This window comes from Caulobacter segnis (assembly GCF_031454995.1).
Lineage (GTDB): Bacteria > Pseudomonadota > Alphaproteobacteria > Caulobacterales > Caulobacteraceae > Caulobacter > Caulobacter segnis_E.
The window spans coordinates 69,221-92,753 of the sequence record NZ_JAVDRV010000002.1; the positions used below are offsets into that span (position 1 = coordinate 69,221).

Sequence of the window (23,533 nt, forward strand, 5' to 3'; positions counted from 1 at the left end):
CGACGCGGAGGGCGGCACGGGGCGAGGGCCGCGCTGGTAGGAGCATTTGTTCCAGGCCGCGATCGGCCGAGCGAGGGAGGGCGCATTCCCGTCGCCTTGACAGTCACGATCGAGTGCGTCGCGGCGGTCCGTGAGGCGCGGAGAAGCGGAGTTCGGCGACCAGCCCTGGTCCGCGGCGTCGAGGGCGCAGCGCGAGGTCGATGTCCAGGCGACGCGTGATCGAGCGGACGATAGCCAGGCCCAGGCCGGCCCCGGTCGACGCCTCGCTGGCGGCGCCTCGCCTGAAGGGGCTGAACAGGCTCCGCAGTTCGTCTTCGCTCATGCCTGGGCCATGATCCCAGATCACGACCCTTGATCCTTCGCCGTCGGTTTTGGCGAGGATGCGGACCTTGCCCGCGCCATAGGCGCAGGCGTTGAAGACGAGATTGCGCAACACCTCGCCGACCAGGACCGAGTTGCCGCGCGCGAGCCTTAGACCGGCGGGCAGACGCGCCAGGACCTCGACCTCCGGAAACGCGCGGGCGGCCTCGACCTGGATCGTCGTGAGCAGGGCCACCAGATCCGCCTCGCCCTCGGCCGCGGCGGCCTCGGAACGGGCCAGGGCCAGGAACTGCGACAGCACCTGACGCAGGTTGGCCGCGGCGGCGCGCGAGTCGCCGAGCAGCGCCTTGTCCCGGGGCGTCGTCGCCGAACGCTCCAGCAGGGCCAGGTTGGCGACGATGACGGACAGAGGCGTGCGCAGCTGGTGCGAGGCGTCGGCCGAAAAGCGCTCGAGGGCCTGAGTGAAGCGCTCCAGGCTGCGCATCATGTGGTTGAAGGCGCCGACCACGGGCATCAGTTCGGTGGACACGTCGGCCGCGTCGATGGGCGTCAGGTCTGGACGGGAAGCCTGGGCGCGGGTCGTCAGCTCCGCCGCGAGGCGGCTCAGCGGCGCCAGGCCCCAGCTGACCGCGGGCGTGACCAGAGCGGCGGCGACGGCCACCAGCAGCACCGGCAGGCCGATCAGGGTGAACAAAAGCTCGCGCACGCTGGCGCGGCGAGAGTCCAAGCTCTGAGCGACGGCGACCACGACGGGCTGCGCGACGCCAGGCATCATCACCGTCGATTGGACGATGCGCACGGGGTAGCCGCGCATCGAGGCGTAGGCGAAGTTGGTCTCGTTCGGCGCGGGGGCGGGGAGACGCGGCAGATCCTCGTAGCCCGTGACCAGGTGGGAGCCCTGGCGTACGGCATAGAACACCGCGTCGCGCTCGGGGCTGTCCAGCAGGCCCAAGGCCCAAGGCGGCAGCGCGACCTTGGCTTGGCCGTCCTGGACGCCGATGTGGGCGACGATCGAGGCGGCCGATCCCGCCAGCAGCCGGTCCGAGGATTTCTCGACCACGGCGTGGGCGGCCAGGGCGCCGGCCACCGCCAGGGCCGCGCCGAGCACGGCCAGGGGCGCGATCTGGGCCAGCAGCAGCCGACCCACCAGGCTGGGACGGCCTCGGTTAAGGGGGCGGCGGTTCACGGGTCGAGCCGATAACCCACGCCGCGCAGGGTGCTCAGGCGCGGGCCATCGGGCGCGAGTTTGCGCCTTAGCCGGCCGACGTGGATGTCGAGGGCGTTGGGCGAGGGGGATTCCTCGTCGGGAAAGACCTCGGCCGCCAGGCGATCACGCTCGACGACTCGGCCTGGCCGCGTCGCCAGGGCTTTCAGCGCCGCCCATTCACGGGGGCGCAGGTCCAGCCGGCGGTCGCCGATCCAAGCCGAGCCGGCTTCCCAGTCGCAGGCCAGGGCGCCGACATGGACGGTCCGCGCCGCGTAGCCGCCCTTCCGCCGCGCCACCGCCCGAACGCGGGCGACCAGCTCGAACGGATCGAAGGGTTTCAGCACATAGTCGTCGGCGCCCATGTCCAGGCCCGCGATGCGGTCGCGCACCGCGTCGCGCGCGGTTAGCATGACGATCGGCGTGGGCAGGCCCTCGCGCCGAAGGCGGCCCAGGATCTCGAAGCCGTCTATGTCGGGCAGGCCGATATCCAGCACCACCGCGTCGAAGTCGGCGCCGTGAGCCAAGGCCAAGGTCAGGGCGATCTCGCCCGTCTCGGCGCAGACGGCCTCGTGGCCTTCGCTCTCCAGGCTCGCGGTCAGGGAGCGACGCAGAGGCGGATCATCCTCGACAACGAGTATCTTCATCGGGGATGTAGGAGCCGAACACGTCAGGGAGAGGGCGCCATCCGACGCCGATTGCCAGATCAGGTCAAGAGACTGGGCGTCGCCGCCGGTCTAGGCGCGGCCGTTCTGATCGCGTTGGCGGGGTGCGCGCCCAGCGCGCCGGGGCAGGCGACGCGAGCCTCGGATGTCCGCGCGGCCGCCCGAGAAGGGGAGGTCGTCGTCTATATCAACAACGACGTCCATCCAGAGCTGGTCGAGGATTTTCAGCGCCGGTTTCCGAAGGTGAAGTTGCGGTTCGTCGTGCTGACGTCGCGCGACATTCAGGCCCGGGTGGTCGAGGAGGCCAGGCGCGGCGAACCGGTCGCCGACGTCGTCTGGACATCGGCCATGGACACTCAGGTCAAGCTGATCAACGATGGCTACGCCCAGACCTATGAGAGTCCCGAGGCCAAGAACCTTCCGGCTTGGGCGCGATGGCGCGACCAGGGGTTCGGCGTGACCAGCGAGCCCATCGTCTTCGTCTACAACAAGCGTCTCCTGCGGGGCGGGGACGCGCCGCGTAGCCACGCAGACCTGCTGGCGGCGCTGCGAGCCGATCCGGCGCGCTGGCGTGGCAAGGTGGCCATGTACGACCCCGAGCATAGCGGGATGGGGTTCTTCTATCTCTCGAGCAACACCCAGTTCTATCCCGACGCCTGGGCGCTATACGACGCCATGGCCAAGGCCGGAGCGCGGACCTACGTGCCGGCCAAGCCCATGCTGGACCGCGTGGCGTCTGGCGAGCACCTGTTGGCCTTCGACATGAACGGGTCCTACGCCGATTGGTACGTGCGCGGTCATGGCCCGGATGTCGGCTACATTGTCCCGCGGGACTATCACCTCTCGATCTCCAGGGTCGCCTTCATCACGCGCGCGGCGCGGCATCCGGGGGCGGCGCGGGTGTTTCTGGACTACTTGATGTCGGAAGGGGGGCAGCGGCGCCTCCTCGAGGTCCGCTTGACGCCGGTCCGTCCGGGGCTGGGCGCCGTCCCGCCGCCGGGCGCTCGGCCGGTTCGCGTGGGGCCGGCTCTCCTGGCGAACTTCGACCAGGGCCGACGCGCCGAGCTCTTGGACCGTTGGCGGCAAATGGCGTTTGAAAGCCAGTGATCGCCCATTATTTGGTCATCAATTGATCAAATTTTGATCTTCTAGCGGCGCTTTGACGTTCGCGTGCTCTTTTCGGGGAACCGCGCTCCGCGCGCCAAGCTGTCACCGACCTGTCATGCGCGGAAACGGGTCGAATGTCCGGCTCAAGAGCGTCGCGTCCATGGGCGGCGGCGGGGCAATGTCTATCCGGTCTGGGAAGTTCCCGGGTATTTCCTGCCACTCTTGGCCGTTTTGACGTCGTTGAGAGAACCATTCGTATTGGGGAGGCTCTCGCGGAAGAGATCGGGTTTCCACCCGACGCCGAAGGCGCAACCGCCCCGGAAACGCTCAGGCAACAGGGACCGCGGAGCATGAGGACGCTGGAAAGCAGGACCGCCCCGGGAGGGTGCGGCCTCGCCGAAGGAGCAAGGGCGCGACGCGCCTGAATCTCTCAGGCCAAGAGACAGCGGGGGCAGAGGAAGCGCCTGAGCGAAGTCGCCGGAAGCATGCCTTCCCGACGATGCGAGCTCGCGCGCCGTCAGCACTGGCGGCGTGGGGCGGGGCGACTGTCGACCGCTGTAACTATAGGGGATCTTGCTTTGACTCATTCACGCCAAAACCGCCGAGGCCTGCTGCTGGGATGCAGCCTGGTCCCCGCCATCCTGACCTTGCAAGGCGCCGCTTTCGCGCAGGAAGCCGCCAAGCCCGACGATAGCACCAGCGTGGGCGAGATCGTCGTCACCGCGTCGCGCATCGACCGCGCCGGCTTCGAAGCGCCGACCCCCACCGTCCGAGTCACGGCTCAGGATCTTTCCGTCGGCGCGCGCCCGAACATCGCCGCGGCCCTGAACGACCTGCCGCAGTTCCGCGCCACCACCTCGGCCCAGACCACGGGCACGAACACCGGCGCCGGCAACGCGCCGGTCGACCTGCGCGGTCTGGGCATCAGCCGCACCCTGGTTCTGCTGGATGGCCGCCGCTTCTCGGGCGACAATGACCTGAACCTCGTCCCCAGCATCCTGACCAAGGGCGTGGACGTGGTGACCGGCGGCGCTTCGGCCGCCTGGGGTTCGGGCGCCGTGGCCGGCGTCGTCAACATCAGCATCGACCGTAACTTCACCGGCCTGAAGCTGGGCGTCGAGCGGGGCGAGTCCTCGTACGACGACGCCAAGCAAATCCGCGTCGAGGGCGCGGCCGGCAAGAGCTTCGCGGATGGGCGCGGCCACTTCGTGATCGGCGGCGAATATCTCGACAACGATGGCGTGATCCCCAAGACCAGCCGTCCGAACATCGGCCGTTGGGCGACGGTGTCGAACGGCGCGGGCCGCTTCGTGCTGGCCCCCGACGTCGGCTTCTCGAACGCGGCTTACGGCGGCCTGATCATGTCGGGCGTCCTGAAGGGCAAGGCCTTCAATCCCGACGGCAGCCTGCGCGACTTCAACTACGGCACGGTGATCGGCACGAACTCGGTCGGCGGCGAAGGGCCTTCGAACGACGACCTCTCGCCCCTGGTCACGCCCCAGAAGCGTTACGCCGCCCTGGCCAGCGTCACCTACGATCTGACCGATAAGGTCAAGGTGACGGCCGAGCTGCGCCGCTCGCGGATGTGGAACAACTACATCTGGTTCGGCGACCACAATCGCGGCAACCTGACGATCAAGAGCGACAACGCCTTCCTGCCGACGGCGGTGAAGTCGGCGATGGCGGCCGCTGGCCAGACGACCTTCACGATGGGGCGCTTCAACAGCGAAACCTATCCGACGATCGACTTCGAACGCGTTTCGACCCAAGGCACGCTGGCCCTGGACGGTTCGTTCGGCGACAGCTGGCGCTGGAGCGCCTACTACAGCCACGGCGAGAACGAGAACAACATCGACACGCCTGGGTTCCTGCTGACCCAGAACTACGCCAACGCGGTGGACTCCGTGATCAGCCCGACCACCGGTCAGGCCGTCTGCCGGATCGCCTTGAGCAACCCGAGCACCAACTGCGTGCCGATCAATCTGTTCGGCGAGGGCGCGCCCTCGGCGGCGGCCAAGGCCTATGTCACCGGCACGCCCAGCATGCGGGAAACCAGCAAGCTGGATGTCGGCGGCTTCAGCCTGCGCGGCGAGCCCTTCTCGCTGCCGGCGGGCCCTGTCTCGGTCGCCGTCGGCGCCGAGGCGCGCAAGGAGTCCGTCGACCGTTCGGTCGGCGCGCTGGACGCGGCCAAGGCTTTCACCAACTTCAGCTTCTCGGCCATGGCCGGCAGCTACAGCGTCAAGGAAGCCTTCGCCGAAGTGCTGGTCCCCGTCGTTCGCGACGTCCCGGTGCTGAACAAGCTGGAGGTCAACGCCGCCGCTCGTGTGTCCGACTATGACACCACCGGCTCGATCTGGTCCTGGAAGCTGGGCGCCACCAACGAGTTCTTCCCGGGCTTCCGAGGCCGGATCACCAAGTCGCGCGACATCCGCTCGGCCAACCTGACCGAGCTCTTCACCACCAGCACGACCGGCTACAACACGATCGTCGATCCGAAGACCAATTCCAGCGTCTACGTGCTGACCAACGGCGGCGGCAATCCGAACCTGACGCCCGAGACCGCCAAGACCTTCACGACCGGCTTCGTCTATTCGCCGCCGGCCCTGCCGGGCTTCAACATCTCGGTCGACTATTTCGATATCGACATCGACAACGTGATCACCACGGTCGCCGCGCAGGACATCGTCACGCGCTGCGCCAACGGCAACACCGAGCTCTGCTCGCGCGTCACCCGCGACGCCAGCGGCACGATCACGCGGATCGTCTCCACCTACGTCAACCTGGCCAACTACAAGACCGATGGCGTCGACGCCGAGATCTCGTACGCGACCAACCTGGACCGGCTGATCCCCAACGCCCCCGGCCGCATCCGCGCCCGCTGGCTGATGACCTGGGTCAACAGCCTGACCACCGACGACAAGGTCAGCAAGATCGAGTACGTCAAGTCGCAGGGCTACTCGTTCGGTCTGGGCGCGCCGAAGACCCGGATGAACGCCAGCCTCGACTGGGCGGGCGACGTCTTCAGCGCCAACATCCGGGCGCGCTACATCTCGGCGGGCAACTACAACAACACCGTCGATCTCGTGAACGGCCACATCAAGGCCTACACCTATGTCGACCTGGGTGTTCAGGCGCGCCTGCCGGAAATCCGCGGCCACGAGATCCAGCTGTACGCCAACGCAACCAACCTGTTCGACAAGAAGCCGCCGGTCAGCTCGCTGTACTCGCCGTACTACGATGTGATCGGCCGCTACGTGACCGTCGGCGCGCGGATGCGTTTCTAGTCCGCGCCTGACAACGCGCCGCCGGCGGCTTCCCCCCAAGCTCCCCTCGCCGGCGGCGCTCCCTCCTTTTTCAAGGTGCTGCTTCCATGATCTCTCGCCTGACTTTGGCGCTGGCGCTGATGGCCAGCGCGTCGGCCGTGGCGACGCCGCTCGCCGCCCAGACCGTTGCTCCTCCGGCCGCGATTGTCGTCGATGGCGCTCCGGCCATTCCGCAAGACCTCGTCGCCGCCACGGCGCCCTACCTGCAGGCGCGCCACGCCAACTTCCTGGGCTGGAACCCGGTCGATCGCTCCATGCTGATCAAGACCCGCTTCGGCGGTTCGGATCAGGTGCACGTCGTGGCCAAGCCCGACGCCGACCGCCGCCAGATCAGCTTCGAGAACGAGCCGGTCCTGGCCGCGGCGCTTTCGCCCAAGGGCGACACCCTGGTCATCCAGAAGGACAAGGGCGGGGACGAGTTCTATCAGCTCTACGTCCTGGAGGCTGGGCGTCCGCGCCTGCTGACCGACGGCAAGAGCCGCAACTGGTTCGGCGCGTGGTCGCCGGACGGCAAGCGGATCGGCTACGCCTCGTCGCGCCGCAATGGCGCGGACATGGACCTCTATGTCGTCGATCCCAAGGACCCGAAGACCGACCGCCTGGTCGCCCAGGTCAGCGGCGGCGGCTGGAACATCGCCGACTTCTCCAAGGACGGCGCCAAGGCCTTGGTGCTGAACCGGATGTCGGTCAACGCGGCCATGGTCTACGAACTGGACCTGGCCAGCGGCAAGATGGCCCCGCTGACCGATCCAAAGGTCCAGGCCTCGTACGTCGATCCGAAGTACGCCAAGGACGGCTCGGTCTGGCTGACCTCGAACCGAGGTTCGGACTTCCAGCGCCTGGGCAAGCTGGATGGCAAGGGCGGCTTCGTCGCGGTCTCCAAGGAGCCGCGCTGGGACGTCAGCGACTTCGCGATTGCGCCGGACGGTTCGTTCGCGGTCTATGCGATCAACGAGGCTGGCGTTTCGCGCGTGCGGGTCCTGGACCTCGCCACGGGCGCGGTTCGTCCGGTGACGGGTTTGCCCGCGGGCGTGATCCCCTACAGCATCGGCGCGGCGATCGACATCGCGCCGTGGGGCGAGATCGGGCTCAGCATGGCCTCGGCGAAGGTGCCGGGCGACGCCTTCTCGATCGACGCCAAGACCCTGGCCGTCACCCAATGGACCCACAGCGAGACCGGCGGCCTGGATCCCAGCCTCAACGTCGAGCCCAAGCTGGTCGAGGTGGCCAGTTTCGACGGCGAGAAGGTGTCCGGCTTCCTCTATCAGCCCGACCCGGCGAAGTTTCCGGGCAAGCGCCCCTTAATCGTCGACATCCACGGCGGACCGGAAGGCCAGACCCGTCCCGACTTCCTGGGCCCCAACAACTACCTGCTCAATGAGCTGGGCGTGGCGCTGTTCTTCCCGAACGTGCGCGGCTCGTCGGGTTATGGCGCGCGGTTCGTCAATCTCGACAATGGCCCGTTCAAGCGCGAGGACTCGGTGAAGGACATCGGCGCCTTCCTCGACACGCTGGAGAAGGATCCGGCCCTGGACGCCAGCCGCTTCGCGGTCAACGGCGTCTCGTATGGCGGTTACATGTGCTACGCCTCGGCCACGCACTACAGCGCCCGCCTGAAGGGGGCCAACTGCTACGTCGCCATCTCCAATTTCGTCACCTTCCTGGAGAATACGCAGTCCTATCGTCGCGACCTGCGACGGGTGGAATATGGCGATGAACGCGATCCCAAGCAGCGCGCGCAACTGATGAAGATTTCGCCGCTGACCAGCGTGGACAAGATCACCATCCCGCTGCTGGTGGCCACGGGCGGGACCGATCCGCGCGTCCCGGCGTCCGAGGCCGACCAGATGATCAAGGCCGTCCGCGCCAAGGGGGGCGAGGCCTGGCACATCCTGGCCAAGAACGACGGTCACGTTTTCCGGAAGAAGGAGAACGAGGACTACTACTTCTGGGCCAGCATCATGTTCTGGCGAAAGACGCTGCTCGGCCAATAGGTGTTTGGCCTCCGCGGCGAGGCAAGACGAGGGCGCGGACCACGGGTTCGCGCCCTTTTCCTTGGAGAGGCGCGCCGTGGCTTCCTTCCGTCGAGGACCCGAGTTGTGGCTTGCGATCGGCGCAATTTGAATAGTAAAAACTACCTAATGGTCCGACGCTGAACGGGCCGCGACAATCCCGTGGGCCAGACGCGATCCCGTGATCGCGCGGCTTGGCCGGAGTCTAGGGGGAACCGAATGCCCGCTTGCTATACCGACCGCCTGAGCGTGCGCCCGGGCGAGCGCTTCGCCCTTCATGCCAGCGCCGAGAACGGCCCGTGCCGCCTGTCGATCGCCCGGATCGGCGTCGAGCGCGTGACGGTTCTGGAGCGCGACGACGTCCGCGTCGACCACCATCCTGTTCCGGCCAACGCCGATCGCGACGGCTGCGGCTGGCCCGTCGCCCTTGAGGTCGAGGTCGGCGAGGCCTGGGCCTCGGGCTACTACGATATCGTCCTCACCGACGCGAGCGGCGGGCAGGCCCATCACTTCGTGGTCGTCAAGCCGCCGGTCGGCGTGCGTCGCTCGAGCGCCTTGATGGTCCTGTCGACCAACACCTACCAAGCCTACAACTACTGGGGCGGCGCCAACGCCTATTCGAACGTCTCGGGCCTGATGAGCGGGCAGGTTCCGTTCGCCCAGGCCATGGACGAGGCGATCGGCGTGCTGTCGACCCAGCGGCCGTTTCCGCCGCTGATCGTGGCGCCGCCGCCCAACCCGCCGCGTCTGATCAACCTGCGCAAGCGCGGGTTCGAGGAAGCCCCTTGGGCCTCGGACATGGCCTGGATGGTCGAGCATCGGGCCTCGCCCTACGACGGCTCGGCCGGCTTCCTGCACAAGTGGGAGCACGCCTTCGTGGCCTGGGCGGAGTCGAACGGCTACGCGCTGGACTTCGCCACCGACTACGACCTGGACGCCGAACAGGATCTCCTCGAAGGCTACGCGGCGGCGCTGTTCGTGGGCCACAGCGAATACTGGTCGGGCGGTCAGCGCGATCAGGTCGAGCGTTTCGTCGACGCGGGCGGCAATGCCGCGATCCTGTCGGGCAACAGCTGTTTCTGGAAGGTGCGCTGGGAGAACGACGGCAAGACCTATGTCTGTCACAAGTGGAAGGGTTTCGAGGCCGAGGACGTCCCGCCCGAGAAGGCCACGCACCTGTGGTCGCACCCGGCCTTCCAGCGGCCCGAGGCCGCGCTGACCGGACTGAGCTTCGTCTTCGCAGGCTATCATCGCCTGGGCATGTGCGTGTCGCGCGGCCAGGCCGGCTTCACGGTCTATGACGATCGCCACTGGGCCCTGGAGGGCTCGGACCTGTTCTACGGCGACGTCATCGGCGGCGAGCTGCCGCTGATTGGCTACGAGAGCGACGGCTGCCGCTTCCAGTTCGGCGACGACGGCCTGCCCAAGGCCGTGCCGATGCTGGGCGTGCCCGAGACCCTGGAGATCATCGGCGTCGCGCCCTGCGCCTTCGGCGAGGAAGCCGGCCGCGGATACAATCCCATCATCCCGCCCGAGAAGCTGGATGTGATCGCCCAGGTCACCTACGGCGACGCTGGCCCCGAGGCCCAGGCCAAGGTGCTGCGTGGCCATGCGGTGCTGGCCAGCTTCAAGCGCGGGAAGGGCGAGGTGTTCAACAGCGGCACCACCGAATGGGCTCACGGCCTGGCCGCGCGCGACCCGTTCATCGAGGTCATCACTCACAATGTCCTGCGGCGCTTCGGCGTCACCCGCGCCACCTCGGCCTGAACCGCGCCGTCGGGCGTTCCGTCGAAAAAGAAGGGCCCCTCGCCATGAGGGGCCCTTTGTCATGGCGAACGCGCGAACGAGGCCTGAACGCATCGCGGATAGCGCCGCCAAGGCAAGTCTGGCGGCGCCGCGTCCAGGCGGGAAAGTCCGTCAGTCGACCATGGAATGCAGGAAGGCCAGCTTCTCGACCGGCGGCAGGGGACCGGCGGCCTTCAGCAGCTTGAAGGCTTCGTCGCCCGCCTCGATCGTGTGATCGATGTCGGCGTCGGTCATGGCCGTGGTCATGAACATGTTGTGCCAAGGGTGGAAGTAGACGCCGCGCTTGAGCAGGGCGTTGTTCCAGAAGTAGGCCTTGGCCCCGGTCGGGTCCTCGTCGAACATGATCAGCGGCAACTGAGCCGGACCCGTCTGGCGCAGCGAGAAGCCGTGGCGGTCGGCCGCTTCGTCCAGGCCGGCGCGCAGGCGCTCGCCCAGGGCGATGGTGCGCTCGAGATAGTCGGTCTCTCGGATCAGCTTCAGCGTCGCCAGCGAGGCGGCCATCGGCGCGGCCGAGAACCAGAACGAGCCGGTGGCGTAGATGGTGGCCGCCGCGAAGCGGGCCTTGTCGGCGCCCAGCAGGGCCGAGATCGGATGACCGTTGGCGATGGCCTTGCCCCAGGCCGACAGGTCCGGCTTGACCCCGACCAGCGACCAGCTGCAGTCGCGGGCCAGGCGGAAGCCGGCGCGCACGTCGTCGACGATCAGCAGCGCTTCGTGCTCGTCGCACAGCGCCCGGGCCCGGCGGGCGTATTCGGGATCGGGCAGCTCCTGGTCGACGAAGGTGTCGTGCTTGATGGGCGAGGCGAAGATCGCCGCCAGGTCGGAGCCGGCCGCCTTGACCGCCGCTTCCAGGCTCTCGACGTTGTTGTACTCGTAGAACACCTGGTTGGCGCGGTCGGCCTCGGTGACGCCGTTCTTCAGCGGCGTGCACCAGGGCGCGGCGCCGTGATAGGCGCCCTTGGCCAGGACGATGGTCTTCTTCTGGGTGAAGTTGCGGGCGATCATCATCGCCATGGTCGTGGCGTCGGTGCCGTTCTTGCAGAACATCGCCCAGTCGGCGTGGCTGACCTGAGCGGTCATGGCCTCGGCCAGCTCGACCATGGCCTGGCCGGGGCCGGTCATGGTGTCGCCCCGCTTCATGCGCTCGACATAGGCCTGGTCGATGGCGGCGTGGCCGTAGCCGAACAGGTTGGGGCCGTAGCCGCACAGGAAGTCGACATACCGGTTGCCGTCGACGTCCCACAAATAAGCGCCCTCGGCGCGATCGAAGAACTGCGGGTAGTCGTCGGGCAGCAGCATGACCGACTGGTGGCCGTACATGCCGTTAGGGATCACGGCCATGGCGCGCTCGCGCAGCGCCGCATCCTTGCTGTTCGTCCAGGTCAAGCTCAGCCCCTTATAAGATAGTTTTGACTATTATAATGACTGAGCCATATTGGCTGTCAATGCGTAGGGAGGACGTCGCATGAAGACCGGATTGGCCTGTATCGGGCTGACGACCCTGGACGTGGTGGCGCGCGCCATCGACGTGCTGCCGAAGGAGGAGGTGACGGGGCTGATCGAGGGGATCGCCTGCGCTCCGGCCGGCACGGCGGGCGCTCCGGCCCTGCTGGCGGCCCGTCTCGGCGTGCCCAGCCGGCTGATCTCGGCGGTGGGTGATGACCTGATCGGTCGCTTCATTCGCACGGCCCTGGCCGACGCTGGCGTCGATATCACCGACTTGGAAGTTCTGCCGGGCCTGCCCAGTTCGACGACCCTGCTAGCGGTCTCGTCCAGCGGCGTTCGGCCGGGCTTCCACGCGCTGGGCGCGGGCATGCTGGCCCGAGTCACCCCGCGCGCGCTGGAGACGGCCACCGCGGTGGGCTTTCTGCATTACGGCGGCGTCGGCGGTCCCAAGCTCGACGGCGGGGAGGGGGAGGCGATCGTCCGCGCCGCCTCGCGGGCCGGGGCGATCGTGACCTGCGACCTGATCGCGCCCCAGACCTCGGCGATCGACGAGGTCAAGCGTCTGCTGCCGCATGTCGACTACTTCCTGCCCAGCGCCGCCGAGGCGGTGTTCCTGACCGGCCAGCAGGACCTGTTCGCCGCCGCCGAGACCTTCCGGTCATGGGGCGCCAAGGGCTGCGTCATCAAGGATGGGGGCCGGGGCTCGGTGGTGGTCCTTGACGGCGTCAGCACGACCCTGCCGGCGCATGTGATCACGCCGGTCGACACCACCAGCTGCGGCGATTCCTATTGCGCGGGGTTCATCGCCGCCCTGTCGCGAGGCTGGACGCCGCTGGATGCCGCGCGCTTCGGCACGGCCACTGCGGCATTGGTCGCCCAGGGGTTGGCCACGCTGGGCAAGGTCGAGAGCTTCGAGGCCACCGAGGCCGCGATGCGCCAGATGGCTCTGAGGGAGGCGGCGTGATGGGCGTGGCGAAACAAGAAGCCGACCTGCGCGCGCGCATGGTCGAGGTAATGCGGGCCATGGATGCGCGCGGCCTCAATCGCGGCACCTCGGGCAATGTCTCGGTCCGCTGCGGAGAGGACATGCTCGTCACGCCCAGCGGCGTTCCGGCGACGCGCCTGACGCCCGACCAGATGGTCCTGATCCATCCCGACGGCGCTTCGCCCCAGGGCGCGCTCAAGCCGTCGAGCGAATGGCGGATGCACCAGGGCATCCTGGATCGCCGACCGGACGTCGGCGCTGTGGTGCATTGCCATTCGCGCCACGCCACCATCCTGGCCTGCGCGGGCCGGCCGATCCCGGCCATGCACTACATGGTCGCCGTCAGCGGCGGGAACAGCGTGCCGGTCGCGCCCTACGCCACCTTTGGCTCGACCGAGTTGGCCCAGGCGGTGGTCGAAACCCTGGACGGCCGCTACGCCGCCCTGATGGCCAATCATGGTCAGATCGTCGCCGCCCCCAATCTCGACTTCGCCCTGGCCATCGCCGAGGAGATCGAGGAACAGGCGGCCGTCTACTGGGGAACTCTGGCGATCGGCGGGCCTAGCCTGCTGGCCGAAGAGGAGATGAACCGCATCCTGCTTAGGTTCAGATCCTACGGACAGCGCTGATCGCTGGAGGCGCGCGCCGCGTTTCATTTCCCGAGGCGGGCTCGGGGCGGCGCGCGCGACTTGAATCCCGAAGAACAGAGGTGTCGGCGGCCCAGAGAGAGCCGGGCCGAACGGGCTCCGATCCTAGTAGTGGTAGCGCAGGAAGACGCCGAGGCTCTGCGGCCGGTTGTAGCTGAGGAGATCCACGCCGAGGCTGTCGATATTGGAGATCGACACGGCGTAGGTCTTGTCGAACAGGTTGCGGGCAAAGGCGCCGGCCTCGATCTTCTGGTCGGGCGAGCGCCAGCTGACCTGAGCGCCGGCCAGCCACACCGCGTCCTGCGACAGGCGCGCGGCGTTGGAGTTGTCGAAATAGATCCTGGACGAATAGTTGGCGTCGACATTGGCCACGATCGACGCGCCGTTCGCCAGCGGCGCGACCCAGGTGGCCGCGACGTTGAACGTCACTTTCGGCGACTGCGGCAGCCAGTTGCCGGTGAAGTCCTTGCCCTCGGTGAAATAGTCTCCGTACTTGGCGTGCAGCAGTGACACGCCCGCGCTCAGGGTCAGTGGCTGGATCGGTCGGGCGGTGACCTCGGCCTCGCCGCCGTAGACCTTGGAGTTGGCGGCGTTGTCGAGCACCAGCACGGTCAGGCCATTGCGCGTGGTCTGGGCGAACACCTGTTGGTTCTTGTAGTCGTAGTAGAAGCCCGACACGTTCAGGCGCACCCGGCGGTCGAAGAACTCCGACTTCAAACCCAGTTCGTAGGCGTCGAGGGTCTCGTTGTCGTAAGGCTCCATCTCCTGGGGCGTCGTGGCCATGCCGCCGAAGAAGCCGCCGCTTTTATAGCCGCGGTTATAGGTGGCGTAGATGTTGGCGTCGTCGCTCAGCGCATAGCGCAGGCCAAGCCGGCCCGAGACCGCCGAGAAGGTCTTGCTCTGCTTCGAGGTCAGGATGACGATCAGGCCGTCTTCGGCCTGGCTTTGGTAGTCCATGGACTTGTCGTCGGCCGACCAGCGCAGGCCCACCGTACCCGTCAGCCTGTCGGTCAGCTTGTAGTCCGCTTGACCGAAGACGGCGTAGCCCTTGGTGGTCTGGGTGTAGGGATAGCCGAAGGTCGCGACGCTGTTTTCGAGGCTGAGACCCGTGGGGTTCTCGGGCGTGGTGAACAACGGCCGCAGGTCGCGCAGCACGTCCTGGCGCGTGTTGTCCCGCACTTGCTCGTCCATGTAGTAGACGCCGAGGACCCAGTTGAGCCGGGCCGAAGGATCGTTCGACTGCAGGCGCAGTTCCTGGGTGAATTGGTGTTGGCGGGAACGATAGTTGATCTCGATCATCCGCAGGGGGCTGGCGTCGGTGTTCTCCACGTCGTTGCGGTGGGCCCACTGCCATGCCGTCACCGAGATCAGGGACATGCCGCCCAGCGTCCAGGTCGCCTGGCTGGAGGCGCCGAACAGGTCGACCTTGTCCTTGCCCTCCTGGTTGGCGTCCACGGCGCGCGGATTGTTGTCGGTGTCGGCATAGCCCAGCAGGTCGGCGCACTGGCCGCTCGCGTAGGCGCTGGTCGCGCAGAAGCCATCCGGACCGGCGGCCCCCGGCGTCGCGGGGAACAGGGCGCGGTGTCCGGGCGCGGTGGCGTCGCCGCGATTGACGTAGCGATTGACCTGGGTCAGCAGCTCGAAATCTTCGCTCGGCGTGTAGAGCAGCGACAGCCGCCCCGCCCAGTGTTTGGCCGCGTTGAGATCATGGCCGGTGACCCGGTTATAGGTATAGCCGTCGTCCTTGACGTACTGGGCGGCCGCCCGGAAGGCCAGCTTGTCGGCCACGATCGGCCCACCCACGCCCAGATCGGCGGTCACGGCGTTGAAGCTGCCGTACTCTAGCGAGGCGTCGGCCCCGAAGCTTTGGCTAGGCCGCTTGGTGGTGATGTTGATCGCGCCGCCGTTGGTGTTGCGGCCATAGAGGGTGCCCTGTGGCCCGCGCAACACCTCGACCTGGGCCAGGTCGAAGAACCCCGCCATCTGGGCCAGGGGCGAGCCGACATAAACGCCGTCGGCATAGACTCCGACGCCGCTGGAGGCGTTGGGGTTGAAGTCGCTGAGGCCCACGCCGCGAATGTAGATCTTGGGATTGGCGGCCGCGTCGCCGGCGCTGATACGCATGCCCGGGGCCAGGTTGTTGAGCGCCAGGACGTTGTTGACGCCGCGCGCGGCCAGGGCGTCGCTGGTCAGGGCGGTGACCGACACCGGCACGTCCTGAAGGTTTTCCGACCGCTTCTGGGCGGTCACCACGATCTCCTCGATCGCCGTGCTGTCGTGCGTTTGGGCCGCCGCGACACCGGTGGACAGCGCCAGCGCGGCGCAGCTCAGAAACATACCCGTTTTCATATTCTACTCCCCGTCTATCCAGTACTCCGACCGGTTCAGGCCATTACGATAATAAAAACTATCAGGAAGCAAGAGGGCTTGGCGCAAGCGATCGGACGCCCTTGCGCGACGCGGTGGCCTGGGCGCCCGGTTTGCGGGCGAAACCTCGCCAAATCGCTCGAAGGACGACCGGGAACCGGGGAAGGGGGCATGGCCCAGGGGGGGCGGAGGTGACTTTCGGTCACGGCGGCGACGCCCCCGCGGCCGCGAGCGGACCGACATTCAAGGCCGGCGACGAGCCCCGTCCTCCTGGGCGTGGGCTCCAGGGCTCATGGTCGAGGGCCGTGGTCTTTGAGCTTGGGTCCGAGCCTGACCGCTTCAGGCGCGGGCTGGCGATCAAGCCTCGCTGGAAGTCGAGGCGCGATCAGCCTGGGTGGTCAGTCCTTGGATAGCTGTGACCGGCGGGGGAGGTCGAAATGGTAGCGGCCGATCATCCAGGCGACTTCCTCGATAACCATGTCCTCGTCGAGTTCGGGATCCTCCACCAACATCTCCATGGCCGCGTAGCTCATCAGTTCGGAGACGCGCATGGACAGCTTCAGGCGTTCCTCGTCGACCGGGGGGCCGTCCTTGACGCGAAACGCGAAGATTCGGTCCAGCACGGCGGTGCGCGACTGGACACGCACGTCCTGCAGCGGCGGCATGGCGCGGATGGCCCGCAGGATCCAGAGCCCGCCTGGAAAGGCGCGGGTGACGGTGATGATCTCCTTTTGCAGCCGGATATGACTTTCGACGGCCGCGGAGAGGGTGGTCCAGTGGGCGCCGCCAGACTCCACCCAGGCGAAGACGACCTCGTCCTGGGCGTCCATCAGTCGCCGGGTCAGCTCGGTCAGCAGGGCGTACTTGTTCGGAAAGTAGCGATAGAGCGCCGGCGGCGTCAGTCCCGCTCTTTCGCAGACGAGATTGGTCGTCAGGCGCTCGAAACCTACCTCGGCCAACAGCTCCCCGGTCGTCGCCAGAATCGCTTCGAAGGTGTTGATGCCGTTACGCCGGGAGGGCCGTGACTTGGCTTCGAGTTCTGGAGTGCTCACCACGGGTCCTTGAAGAGAGCCGCGGATTGGCGGCGTGCTGTCGAATAGCAACTGGGCCGGGTCAAGAGAACCTACCGCCGTCGCGGCGCGTGTCGCGTGCGCGTCGCCCAACGCCCGCGTGCGTCTATTGTAGCTCAAACTATCCTACTAGCGAGGGCGTTCGCGTTGAACCAGCTGTGGCCGCGGCGCGCGCAAGCTCGGCCGGCCGCGCCCAGCAAAGCGGCATCGCGGTCAAAACCCATCGAGTGTGAGACCGGTTGACGATACTCTTGAGATAACAAAAACTACCTTAGGGCTGTCGGGCGAAGACCCGTCGACGAATTGATCCAAAGCCCGTTGGAGGAAATGCATGTCGCTCGAGGACACCCAGGCGCGCGCCTCGCGAGCCGACGACGGCTGGATCGGTCGCCCACCGACGGCCGCGCAGATCGTGGCTTTCCTGACGATTGGATCGGTCGCCCTGATCATGGCCGGCGTTCAGCCGGTCGTGCTGGGGGGGCTGGTCAACGCGGGCCGGCTCGACATCAGCCAGCTCGGCTGGAGCGTGACGATCGAGTTTCTCGCCATCGCGCTGGGCGTTGGGCTGGCCGACGCGTTTCTACCGCCGCGCCGGCTCAAGCTGATCGGCTTCGTGGCCGCGCTCGTCCTGGCCGGCGTCAATCTCGCTGGGCTGGAGGTGTCCGGACTGGGAGTCCTGGTGATCCGGGCGCTGGCGGGCCTGGCCGAGGGTGGGCTCGTCTGGCTGACCACGCTGATGATCGTGCGCTCGCCGACGCCGGGACGTTGGAGCGGCATCTTCCTGATCAGCCAGGCCGTGCTGCAGGTGGCGTGCGCGGCCGGCATACCGATCTTGGTCTCGCCTTCGCTCGGCGCCAACGCGGGCTTCGTCACCTTGGGGGCCAGCGCCGTTCTGGCGGCGGCCGTCGCGTTCGTTCTGCCGGCCAGTCTCGCGCCGCTGGCGGGAAACAAGAGCGATGAGGCGGTGCTCGCCGAGCCGATCCCGAAAGCGGCCTATGTCAGCCTGGCGGCCATCTTTCTCCTGTTTTCGTTCTTCATCGGGTTTCTGGCCTATGTCGAGCAGTTGGCCGGCCAGGCGGGTTTGACTCCCGTCCAAGGCGGTCTGGCCGTCGCCGTGGCCCTGGGGTGCTCCATCGCCGGCTCGGGCCTCGGGGCCGTGCTGGCCGAACGGATCCCCTATCACCGCGCCTTTCTGGTTTGCCTCCCGGTGTTCCTTTTCGTGCTGATCGGCCTGTGGGTCCTGCCGAGCCCCGGCGCGTTCATCGCCTTCGCTGGCCTGCACGGCTTGGCGTGGGGCTTCCTGCAGACCCTGCAGGCGCCATTCATCATAGAATCGGATCCTTCGCGGCGCGCGGTTCTGCTGGCGCCCAGCGTGCAGGCCGTCGGCGCGGCCGCCGGGCCGATGCTGTGCTCGTTCTTCGTCAGCGCCCACGAGGTTCGCGGCGCCTTGGTCGCCGCGGGTGCGTGCCTGGCGGCCTCGTTCGTCCTGGCGATGATGCTGTGGCTTTCGCGTGTCCGGCGCCAGGTCAAGTCCGCGCTCGCCGCCTCCCTAGGGCCGGCGTGACGCGCGGCCTGACAAACCACGCCCGCGCGTGTCGCGAAGGAAAAGATCATGTCCGCTGACATCGTAGCCGATCATTCGCCCGTTCTGGACATCGACGCGCTGCCGACGCTCGAGGATTATGGCTATGACGGCGGCCGCATGGCGTTCCGGCGGTTCTGCGCCAGGGCGTTCAAGCCCGATGGACCGCGCTTCCTGCGCGGCGACGGCGGGGCGCTCGTGGTCTTCCGACATGCCGATCTTCGGGCGCTGGCGGCGCGGCCGGAGCTCTCGGCCCTGGCGCCCAACCAGCTCTTCCCGGGCTTGCTCCTCGCCGAGGCGCTTGAGGAAAAGCCGGTTGGCTTCGCCATCGCCAACCTGATCAAGAACCAGCTCTTCGGCGCCAACGGCGTTCTCAACGCCACCCTGCGCAAGGTGCTTCTCAACCAGATCGGACCCAAGCCGACGGCCGCGCGGGCCGACGCCGCCCGCCAGATCGCCGGGCGGATCCTCGAAGATCTGCCGCTGGGCGAGACCGTCGATCTCGTCGAGCGGATCGCCGAGCCGCTGATCGGCCTTTATTGGGGCGGGCTGATCGGGATGACCGATGAGGAGGCTCTGAGCGCGGCCGTGCAGGCGCGCAAGATGACGCCCATGCTGTTTCTGCGGCCGGACGGGGAGGGCATAGGCGAGGCCGACGCCGCCGCGACCGCCTATCGCGGCCTCGTCGAGGGCGCGAGCCAACGCGCCTTGGACGCGGGCGGTTGTCCGTTCGTCTCGGACATGGCCCGGGACCTCGCCATGGTCGATATCGCCGATGATCTCGACCACGGCGGCTATGTTCCCAAGACGGTGGGAGCCTTCCTCGCGGGAAACCTGTTCGACGGATTCCATACGGCCGCTCTGGCCATCGCCAATACGATCCGTACGCTGATTGACAATGCCGAGGTGATGGACAGGTTGCGCGCGGAGCCTGAGAAGGCCGCCGCGGCGGTATCCGAGTGCCTGCGCTTGGAGCCCCCTGTCATTCATCTGAACCGCGTTGTCAGCGCCGACCTGGAATACGATGGACGGATCATCCCCGCGGGAACCCGGGTGATGATGATGTGGGGCGCCGCCAATCGCGATCCCGAGGCTTTCACAGACCCCGAATCCTTCGACCTGGACCGTCCCCAGCAGGGTTTGACCACGTTCGGCGGCGGCGCTCACATCTGTCCAGGGCGCTTCGTGGCCGGGCTGGTCGCCAGGAGCCTGGTGGAGGCCTTGATCGAACGCCGGATCGAGCTTCGCGCGGCGGGCGACATCGACGACTGGATCGGCAACCATGCCATGTGCCAGCTCAGGCGTCTGCCGTTGACCCTGGAGCGCTGGCCCGGACAAGGGCGAACGGTGCTTCCATCATGACGCGACGCGGCGAGGCCCCCATGGCCGCGGCGTCCCGCCGACCCGCTGGCGCAACGGGTGCATCCTAGGCGGCTGGACGACGGGGGAGATCGCGCGCGGGCCATTCGTCGCGCGATCGGGCCTCGCTGGACAGCCATGCGGACCGCGGCGCGATCGGCGAGGCGAGCGCCCAAACGCCTTTGAGCGTTGTCTAGAACTGTTTGCTGAAGCGAAGGCTCAAGGTGCGGGGTCGGGGCGGGGTAATGATCTGCTCTCGGCCAATGAGATAAGGATTGCCGAACGAGAAGCTGTTGGCGTGGCTGTTCAGCGGATTGTCTAGGGTGGCGCTGAGTGTCCAGCCGGGCGTCGTGAGGCTGGCCACGCCGCGCAGAGTCACCAAGTCCCCCATCTCGTGGAGGTGATCGGCGTCGAAGGTCAAATAGGACGTCCCGACATAGGAGGCTTGGCCTTGGAGGCGTAGGGTCGGCCCCGAGGCCAGGTCGCGGTGATAGTCGACGCCCAGGCTGGCGGAAACCCGCGATACGCCCGGAAGGGCCGCGCCAGCGCGCGGACTGAAAGCGGCGTTGAATCGCGTGACTTCAGGATCATTGAGCAAGGCCGCGGCGCGCAGGTCGAGCCGCTCGCTGGCGCGGAAGGCCGCTTCGACCTCGAAGCCCCGGTTGGCCCCATCGCCGATGTTGACGGTGTAAGCCGTGCCATCGGCCAGATACTGATCGCTCTGGATAGACTCCCAGGTCGCGTAGAACGCCGCCGCCCTGCCTTGAAGGCGATCGTCAAAGGCCCGAAACTTGGCGCCCAGCTCATAGTTCCACAGCTCGTCCGCGACGTAGCGGCGTGGCGGGGCGTTGGGCGCGTCGAACATCTGGCCGATCCGTCCGGCCGTGTTGAACCCGCCGGGGCGATAGCCCTCGGCCGCCTGGGCGTAGAAAAGAACGCCTGGGCGGACGTCATAGGCGAGGAGCAACTTGGGCGAGAAGCCGGTGGCCTCGGCCGATCGACTGATTTGACGCTCGCCGGCCGTCTGGGTCACGGTCGAGTCGGTGTCGAAGCTGTAGTTGAACCAGCGCAGGCCGGCCGTGGCCGACAGTCTCGCGGTGGCGTCGAAAGTCACTTCGCCATAGATCGCCTCCTCGTTGATCCCGTCGCGCCGGCGCTCGGCGTAGACCGCCGGCGAGCGAGCGGGCAGGGCGTGCAGGCTGGAGTCGAGCCCGATCGATCCGTCCGAGGCGAACGCCCCGACCAGGCCATGCAGGCGGTATTCGCTGGGCGTGGCGTATGTGATTTCCACCACTGTCAGGTTGATGGCCTTGTCCTCGTCGAAAGCCGCTGGAGCCCCCGCCAGATCATAGCGAAGCGAGGCCGCCGTGGCGTCGTAGCGGCTGCCAAACCTGTGCGATAGTCGCGAGATCGCGCCCGTCACCCGGCCCCAACCTCCGTTGCCGGCCAGGGTCAGCGAGGCGTGATCGAAGTCGCTATCGTGTGGTTCGCGCACCAACGAGTCGCGGATTTTCGGCCCCAGTCGCCGCAGCCCGTACTGTGTGTCCTGATTGTCATTCGACTGATGGGTCACCCCTAGCGTCGCGGTCCAGTTCGGCGTCACCATCGCGCGCAAGCTCGCTCGCATCCCGACTTGATCCGAGCTGTTGACACGGCTCAGGCCGAGACTGGAATTGGCGATATAGCCGTCCTGGGCTTCGCGATAGACCAAGGCTCTCAGCGCCGCCCGGCCGCGAATGAGCGGGAGGTTCGCCACCACCTCGAGTTCGCTGCTGCTTCCGCCGCCCTGAGTGAAGCTCGCCCCGGTGAGCACGCTGGCTGAATAGCGGTCGAGGTCTGGCTTGCGGGTGGCGATCCGCATCACTCCGCCCAACGCGCCGCCGCCATAGAGCGTGCCCTGGGGGCCGCGCATGATCTCCACGCGCTCGATGTCGGTCAGCCGCAGGTTTGGATCGGGAGCGCTGTAGGTGATCGGCACTTCATCGAGATAGAGCGACACCATCGACTGGGCCTGGCCCGTAAAGGCGCCGTCGGACAGACCACGAAGCAGCACCTTGTCGCGGCCCGGCCCAAGGTTAGTCACCGTCATGCCCGCGACTTGGCCGGCCAGGTCGTGGAGGCTGGTCAGCGCCTGGCGCTCGAGCCGATCGGCCGAAATCACCGAGATGGCGTAGGGCGTGCGGCCCGGAAGGTTTGGGTACCGCTGGGCGGTGATAACCACCTCGCCAAGGCCGGTTGGCGCCTGAGCCGGGGCTTGTCGCACGGGACGCGCGGGCGCTGCATTCGCGCGACGGATGATCACCGTGCGCGGATCGGGCTGGCGGTAGTCGCAACCACTGCCGGCCAGGATCCTGTCGAGCGCGGCCGCCACGGTGAGGCGGCCCGTCAGGGCGGGGGCTTGGCCGCCGCACATTTCGAGATCACCGCCCAGCGAGAGCTCGGCCTGCAGCGCGAACTCGATCAGCGCCGCGCGGACAGGCTTGGCGGCGATCTGCAACCGGACGACAGGGGAGGCGCCGCTGGCGAACAGACGCGGCGCGGCGTCGGCGGGAGCGCCTACAAGGCTCGCGAGGGTCGCGCCCAGGGCCGCTGCGCGGAATCGGGCGCTGACGCGATCGACCTGTTCCGTCACGATCAGCGGCGCGCGTTCTTGGCTTTGAGAACCACCTCGCCCGCCATCGTCTCGGCGACGATCGGGGCGAACAGCTCCAGGCGTCGGACCATGGCGGCCTCCTCGTCGATCAGCAGGACGCCCGAAACCGTCACGGACGCGGCGCTCGGATCAACGCGGATCGGCGTGGCGACATATCGATTGAGGTCCACCACCACCTCGGCCAGCGGCGTGCGGTCATAGATCAGCTTGCCGGACTTCCAGGCGAAGGCCTGGTCCGGGGCAACTTCGCGTGTTCGCGCGCTCTCGCCGGGAAGTTGGACCAACTGTTGACCGCGCGTCAGCTTGACCGTCCCTTCCTGCCCCCCCGAAACGGCGACCAGTCCGCGGCGCACCGAGACGGCAAGGCGCCCGGCGTGGCTGAGGATATTGAACTCGGTGCCCAGCACGCGCACTTCCCGCGCTCCAACGGTCACGACAAACGGGCGGTTCTCGAGATGAGCGATGTCGAAGCTGGCCTCGCCATCAACCAGGGTCACATCGCGCTGCTCGCGGCTCAGGCGCACACGCAGGGCCGTCGCGCTCCCTAGGGTCAGGCGCGAGCCGTCGGCCAGCGCGATCTCGCGCGTTTCGCCGCGCTGGGTCGCGTAGTCGGTGTAGGACGGAGTCGCCAGTCGCGGTGTCAGCGCCAGAGCGACGATGGCCGCCGCCGCGGCCAAGCCCAGACCCATCAGCAGGCCGCGTCTCGCCGGCTTGGAGGAGCGTGGACGCAGGGGAACGATATCGGCGGCCAGGGGCGCGGTCTTCGGCTCATTGGCGGGCAGGTCGTCGAGATCGAGCCAGAGGATCTCGACCGCTTCGTAAGCCGCGGCGTGCTCGGGATCGGCCTCTAGCCAGGTTTGAAACGCCGTCCAGTCCTCCAGGGTGGGCTCGCCCTGCAATCTGGCGAACCAGTCGGCGGCGACCTCCTGGATCGAAGCTTGAGAAACAGGCTGGGTCATTGGCGGTTTGCGCTTTCTTCGCGCCCG

At 67.5% G+C, this 23,533-nt stretch carries 15 protein-coding genes and 2 riboswitches; of the genes, 8 read left to right on the forward strand and 7 right to left on the reverse strand.

Going from position 1 to position 23,533, the window contains the following annotated elements:
- Window positions 1–103: 103 nt before the first annotated feature.
- Both J2728_RS06605 and J2728_RS06610 read right to left on the reverse strand, forming a co-directional pair.
- Window positions 104–1,507: a sensor histidine kinase gene (locus J2728_RS06605; RefSeq protein WP_309997689.1), complete on the reverse strand. Its 1,404-nt coding sequence runs from the start codon at window positions 1,505–1,507 to the stop codon at window positions 104–106.
- Complete coding sequence (locus J2728_RS06610; RefSeq protein ID WP_309997690.1) at window positions 1,504–2,172, reverse strand: response regulator transcription factor; 669 nt, start codon at window positions 2,170–2,172, stop codon at window positions 1,504–1,506. The genes J2728_RS06605 and J2728_RS06610 overlap by 4 nt, the downstream gene beginning before the upstream one ends.
- Before the next feature lie 51 nt (window positions 2,173–2,223).
- Here J2728_RS06610 and J2728_RS06615 point away from each other — a divergent pair, with 51 nt between their 5' ends.
- The 4 genes from J2728_RS06615 to J2728_RS06630 all read left to right on the forward strand — a co-directional run bounded on the left by J2728_RS06615 (window position 2,224) and on the right by J2728_RS06630 (window position 10,399).
- A complete protein-coding gene (locus tag J2728_RS06615) occupies window positions 2,224–3,297 on the forward strand; it encodes an ABC transporter substrate-binding protein (RefSeq protein ID WP_309997692.1) in 1,074 nt (357 codons plus the stop codon).
- 263 nt (window positions 3,298–3,560) lie between these two features.
- A riboswitch (glycine riboswitch) is annotated at window positions 3,561–3,651 on the forward strand.
- Between the two features lie 3 nt (window positions 3,652–3,654).
- Window positions 3,655–3,745: riboswitch (glycine riboswitch) on the forward strand.
- Window positions 3,746–3,875: 130 nt separating this feature from the next.
- On the forward strand, window positions 3,876–6,581 hold the full coding sequence (locus J2728_RS06620; protein WP_309997694.1) for a TonB-dependent receptor domain-containing protein: 2,706 nt from the start codon (window positions 3,876–3,878) through the stop codon (window positions 6,579–6,581).
- A gap of 86 nt (window positions 6,582–6,667) precedes the next feature.
- Window positions 6,668–8,614, forward strand: a complete 1,947-nt coding sequence (locus tag J2728_RS06625; protein ID WP_309997697.1) for a S9 family peptidase — start codon at window positions 6,668–6,670, stop codon at window positions 8,612–8,614.
- A gap of 237 nt (window positions 8,615–8,851) precedes the next feature.
- Complete coding sequence (locus J2728_RS06630) at window positions 8,852–10,399, forward strand: N,N-dimethylformamidase beta subunit family domain-containing protein (RefSeq protein ID WP_309997698.1); 1,548 nt, start codon at window positions 8,852–8,854, stop codon at window positions 10,397–10,399.
- Between the two features lie 150 nt (window positions 10,400–10,549).
- On the opposite strand, the gene J2728_RS06635 is transcribed toward J2728_RS06630, so the two are convergent.
- On the reverse strand, window positions 10,550–11,824 hold the full coding sequence (locus tag J2728_RS06635) for an aminotransferase class III-fold pyridoxal phosphate-dependent enzyme (RefSeq protein WP_309997699.1): 1,275 nt from the start codon (window positions 11,822–11,824) through the stop codon (window positions 10,550–10,552).
- 79 nt (window positions 11,825–11,903) lie between these two features.
- Between J2728_RS06635 and J2728_RS06640 the strand changes: the two genes are divergently transcribed.
- Entirely contained in the window at window positions 11,904–12,848 is a 945-nt protein-coding gene (locus tag J2728_RS06640) for a carbohydrate kinase family protein (protein ID WP_309997700.1), read from the forward strand.
- The gene (locus tag J2728_RS06645; RefSeq protein ID WP_309997701.1) at window positions 12,848–13,498 is read left to right on the forward strand and encodes a class II aldolase/adducin family protein; all 651 of its coding nucleotides are present in this window, start codon (window positions 12,848–12,850) and stop codon (window positions 13,496–13,498) included. The genes J2728_RS06640 and J2728_RS06645 overlap by 1 nt, the downstream gene beginning before the upstream one ends.
- Before the next feature lie 123 nt (window positions 13,499–13,621).
- On the opposite strand, the gene J2728_RS06650 is transcribed toward J2728_RS06645, so the two are convergent.
- Window positions 13,622–15,865, reverse strand: a complete 2,244-nt coding sequence (locus J2728_RS06650) for a TonB-dependent receptor (RefSeq protein ID WP_309997702.1) — start codon at window positions 15,863–15,865, stop codon at window positions 13,622–13,624.
- A 416-nt stretch (window positions 15,866–16,281) separates the two neighbouring features.
- Window positions 16,282–16,935 (reverse strand): TetR/AcrR family transcriptional regulator, encoded by a 654-nt coding sequence (locus tag J2728_RS06655; RefSeq protein WP_309997703.1) that lies wholly within the window; start codon window positions 16,933–16,935, stop codon window positions 16,282–16,284.
- Between the two features lie 349 nt (window positions 16,936–17,284).
- Here J2728_RS06655 and J2728_RS06660 point away from each other — a divergent pair, with 349 nt between their 5' ends.
- Together J2728_RS06660 and J2728_RS06665 are read left to right on the forward strand one after the other, a co-directional pair.
- Window positions 17,285–18,517 carry an MFS transporter gene (locus J2728_RS06660; protein WP_309997704.1) on the forward strand — a complete coding sequence of 411 codons (1,233 nt, stop codon included), beginning with the start codon at window positions 17,285–17,287 and terminating at the stop codon, window positions 18,515–18,517.
- A gap of 48 nt (window positions 18,518–18,565) precedes the next feature.
- Window positions 18,566–19,897 (forward strand): cytochrome P450, encoded by a 1,332-nt coding sequence (locus J2728_RS06665; RefSeq protein ID WP_309997705.1) that lies wholly within the window; start codon window positions 18,566–18,568, stop codon window positions 19,895–19,897.
- Between the two features lie 190 nt (window positions 19,898–20,087).
- Here J2728_RS06665 and J2728_RS06670 read toward each other — a convergent pair whose 3' ends face one another.
- On the reverse strand, window positions 20,088–22,526 hold the full coding sequence (locus J2728_RS06670) for a TonB-dependent receptor (protein WP_309997706.1): 2,439 nt from the start codon (window positions 22,524–22,526) through the stop codon (window positions 20,088–20,090).
- 2 nt (window positions 22,527–22,528) lie between these two features.
- Window positions 22,529–23,506 carry a FecR family protein gene (locus J2728_RS06675; RefSeq protein ID WP_309997707.1) on the reverse strand — a complete coding sequence of 326 codons (978 nt, stop codon included), beginning with the start codon at window positions 23,504–23,506 and terminating at the stop codon, window positions 22,529–22,531.
- Window positions 23,507–23,533 lie beyond the last annotated feature (27 nt).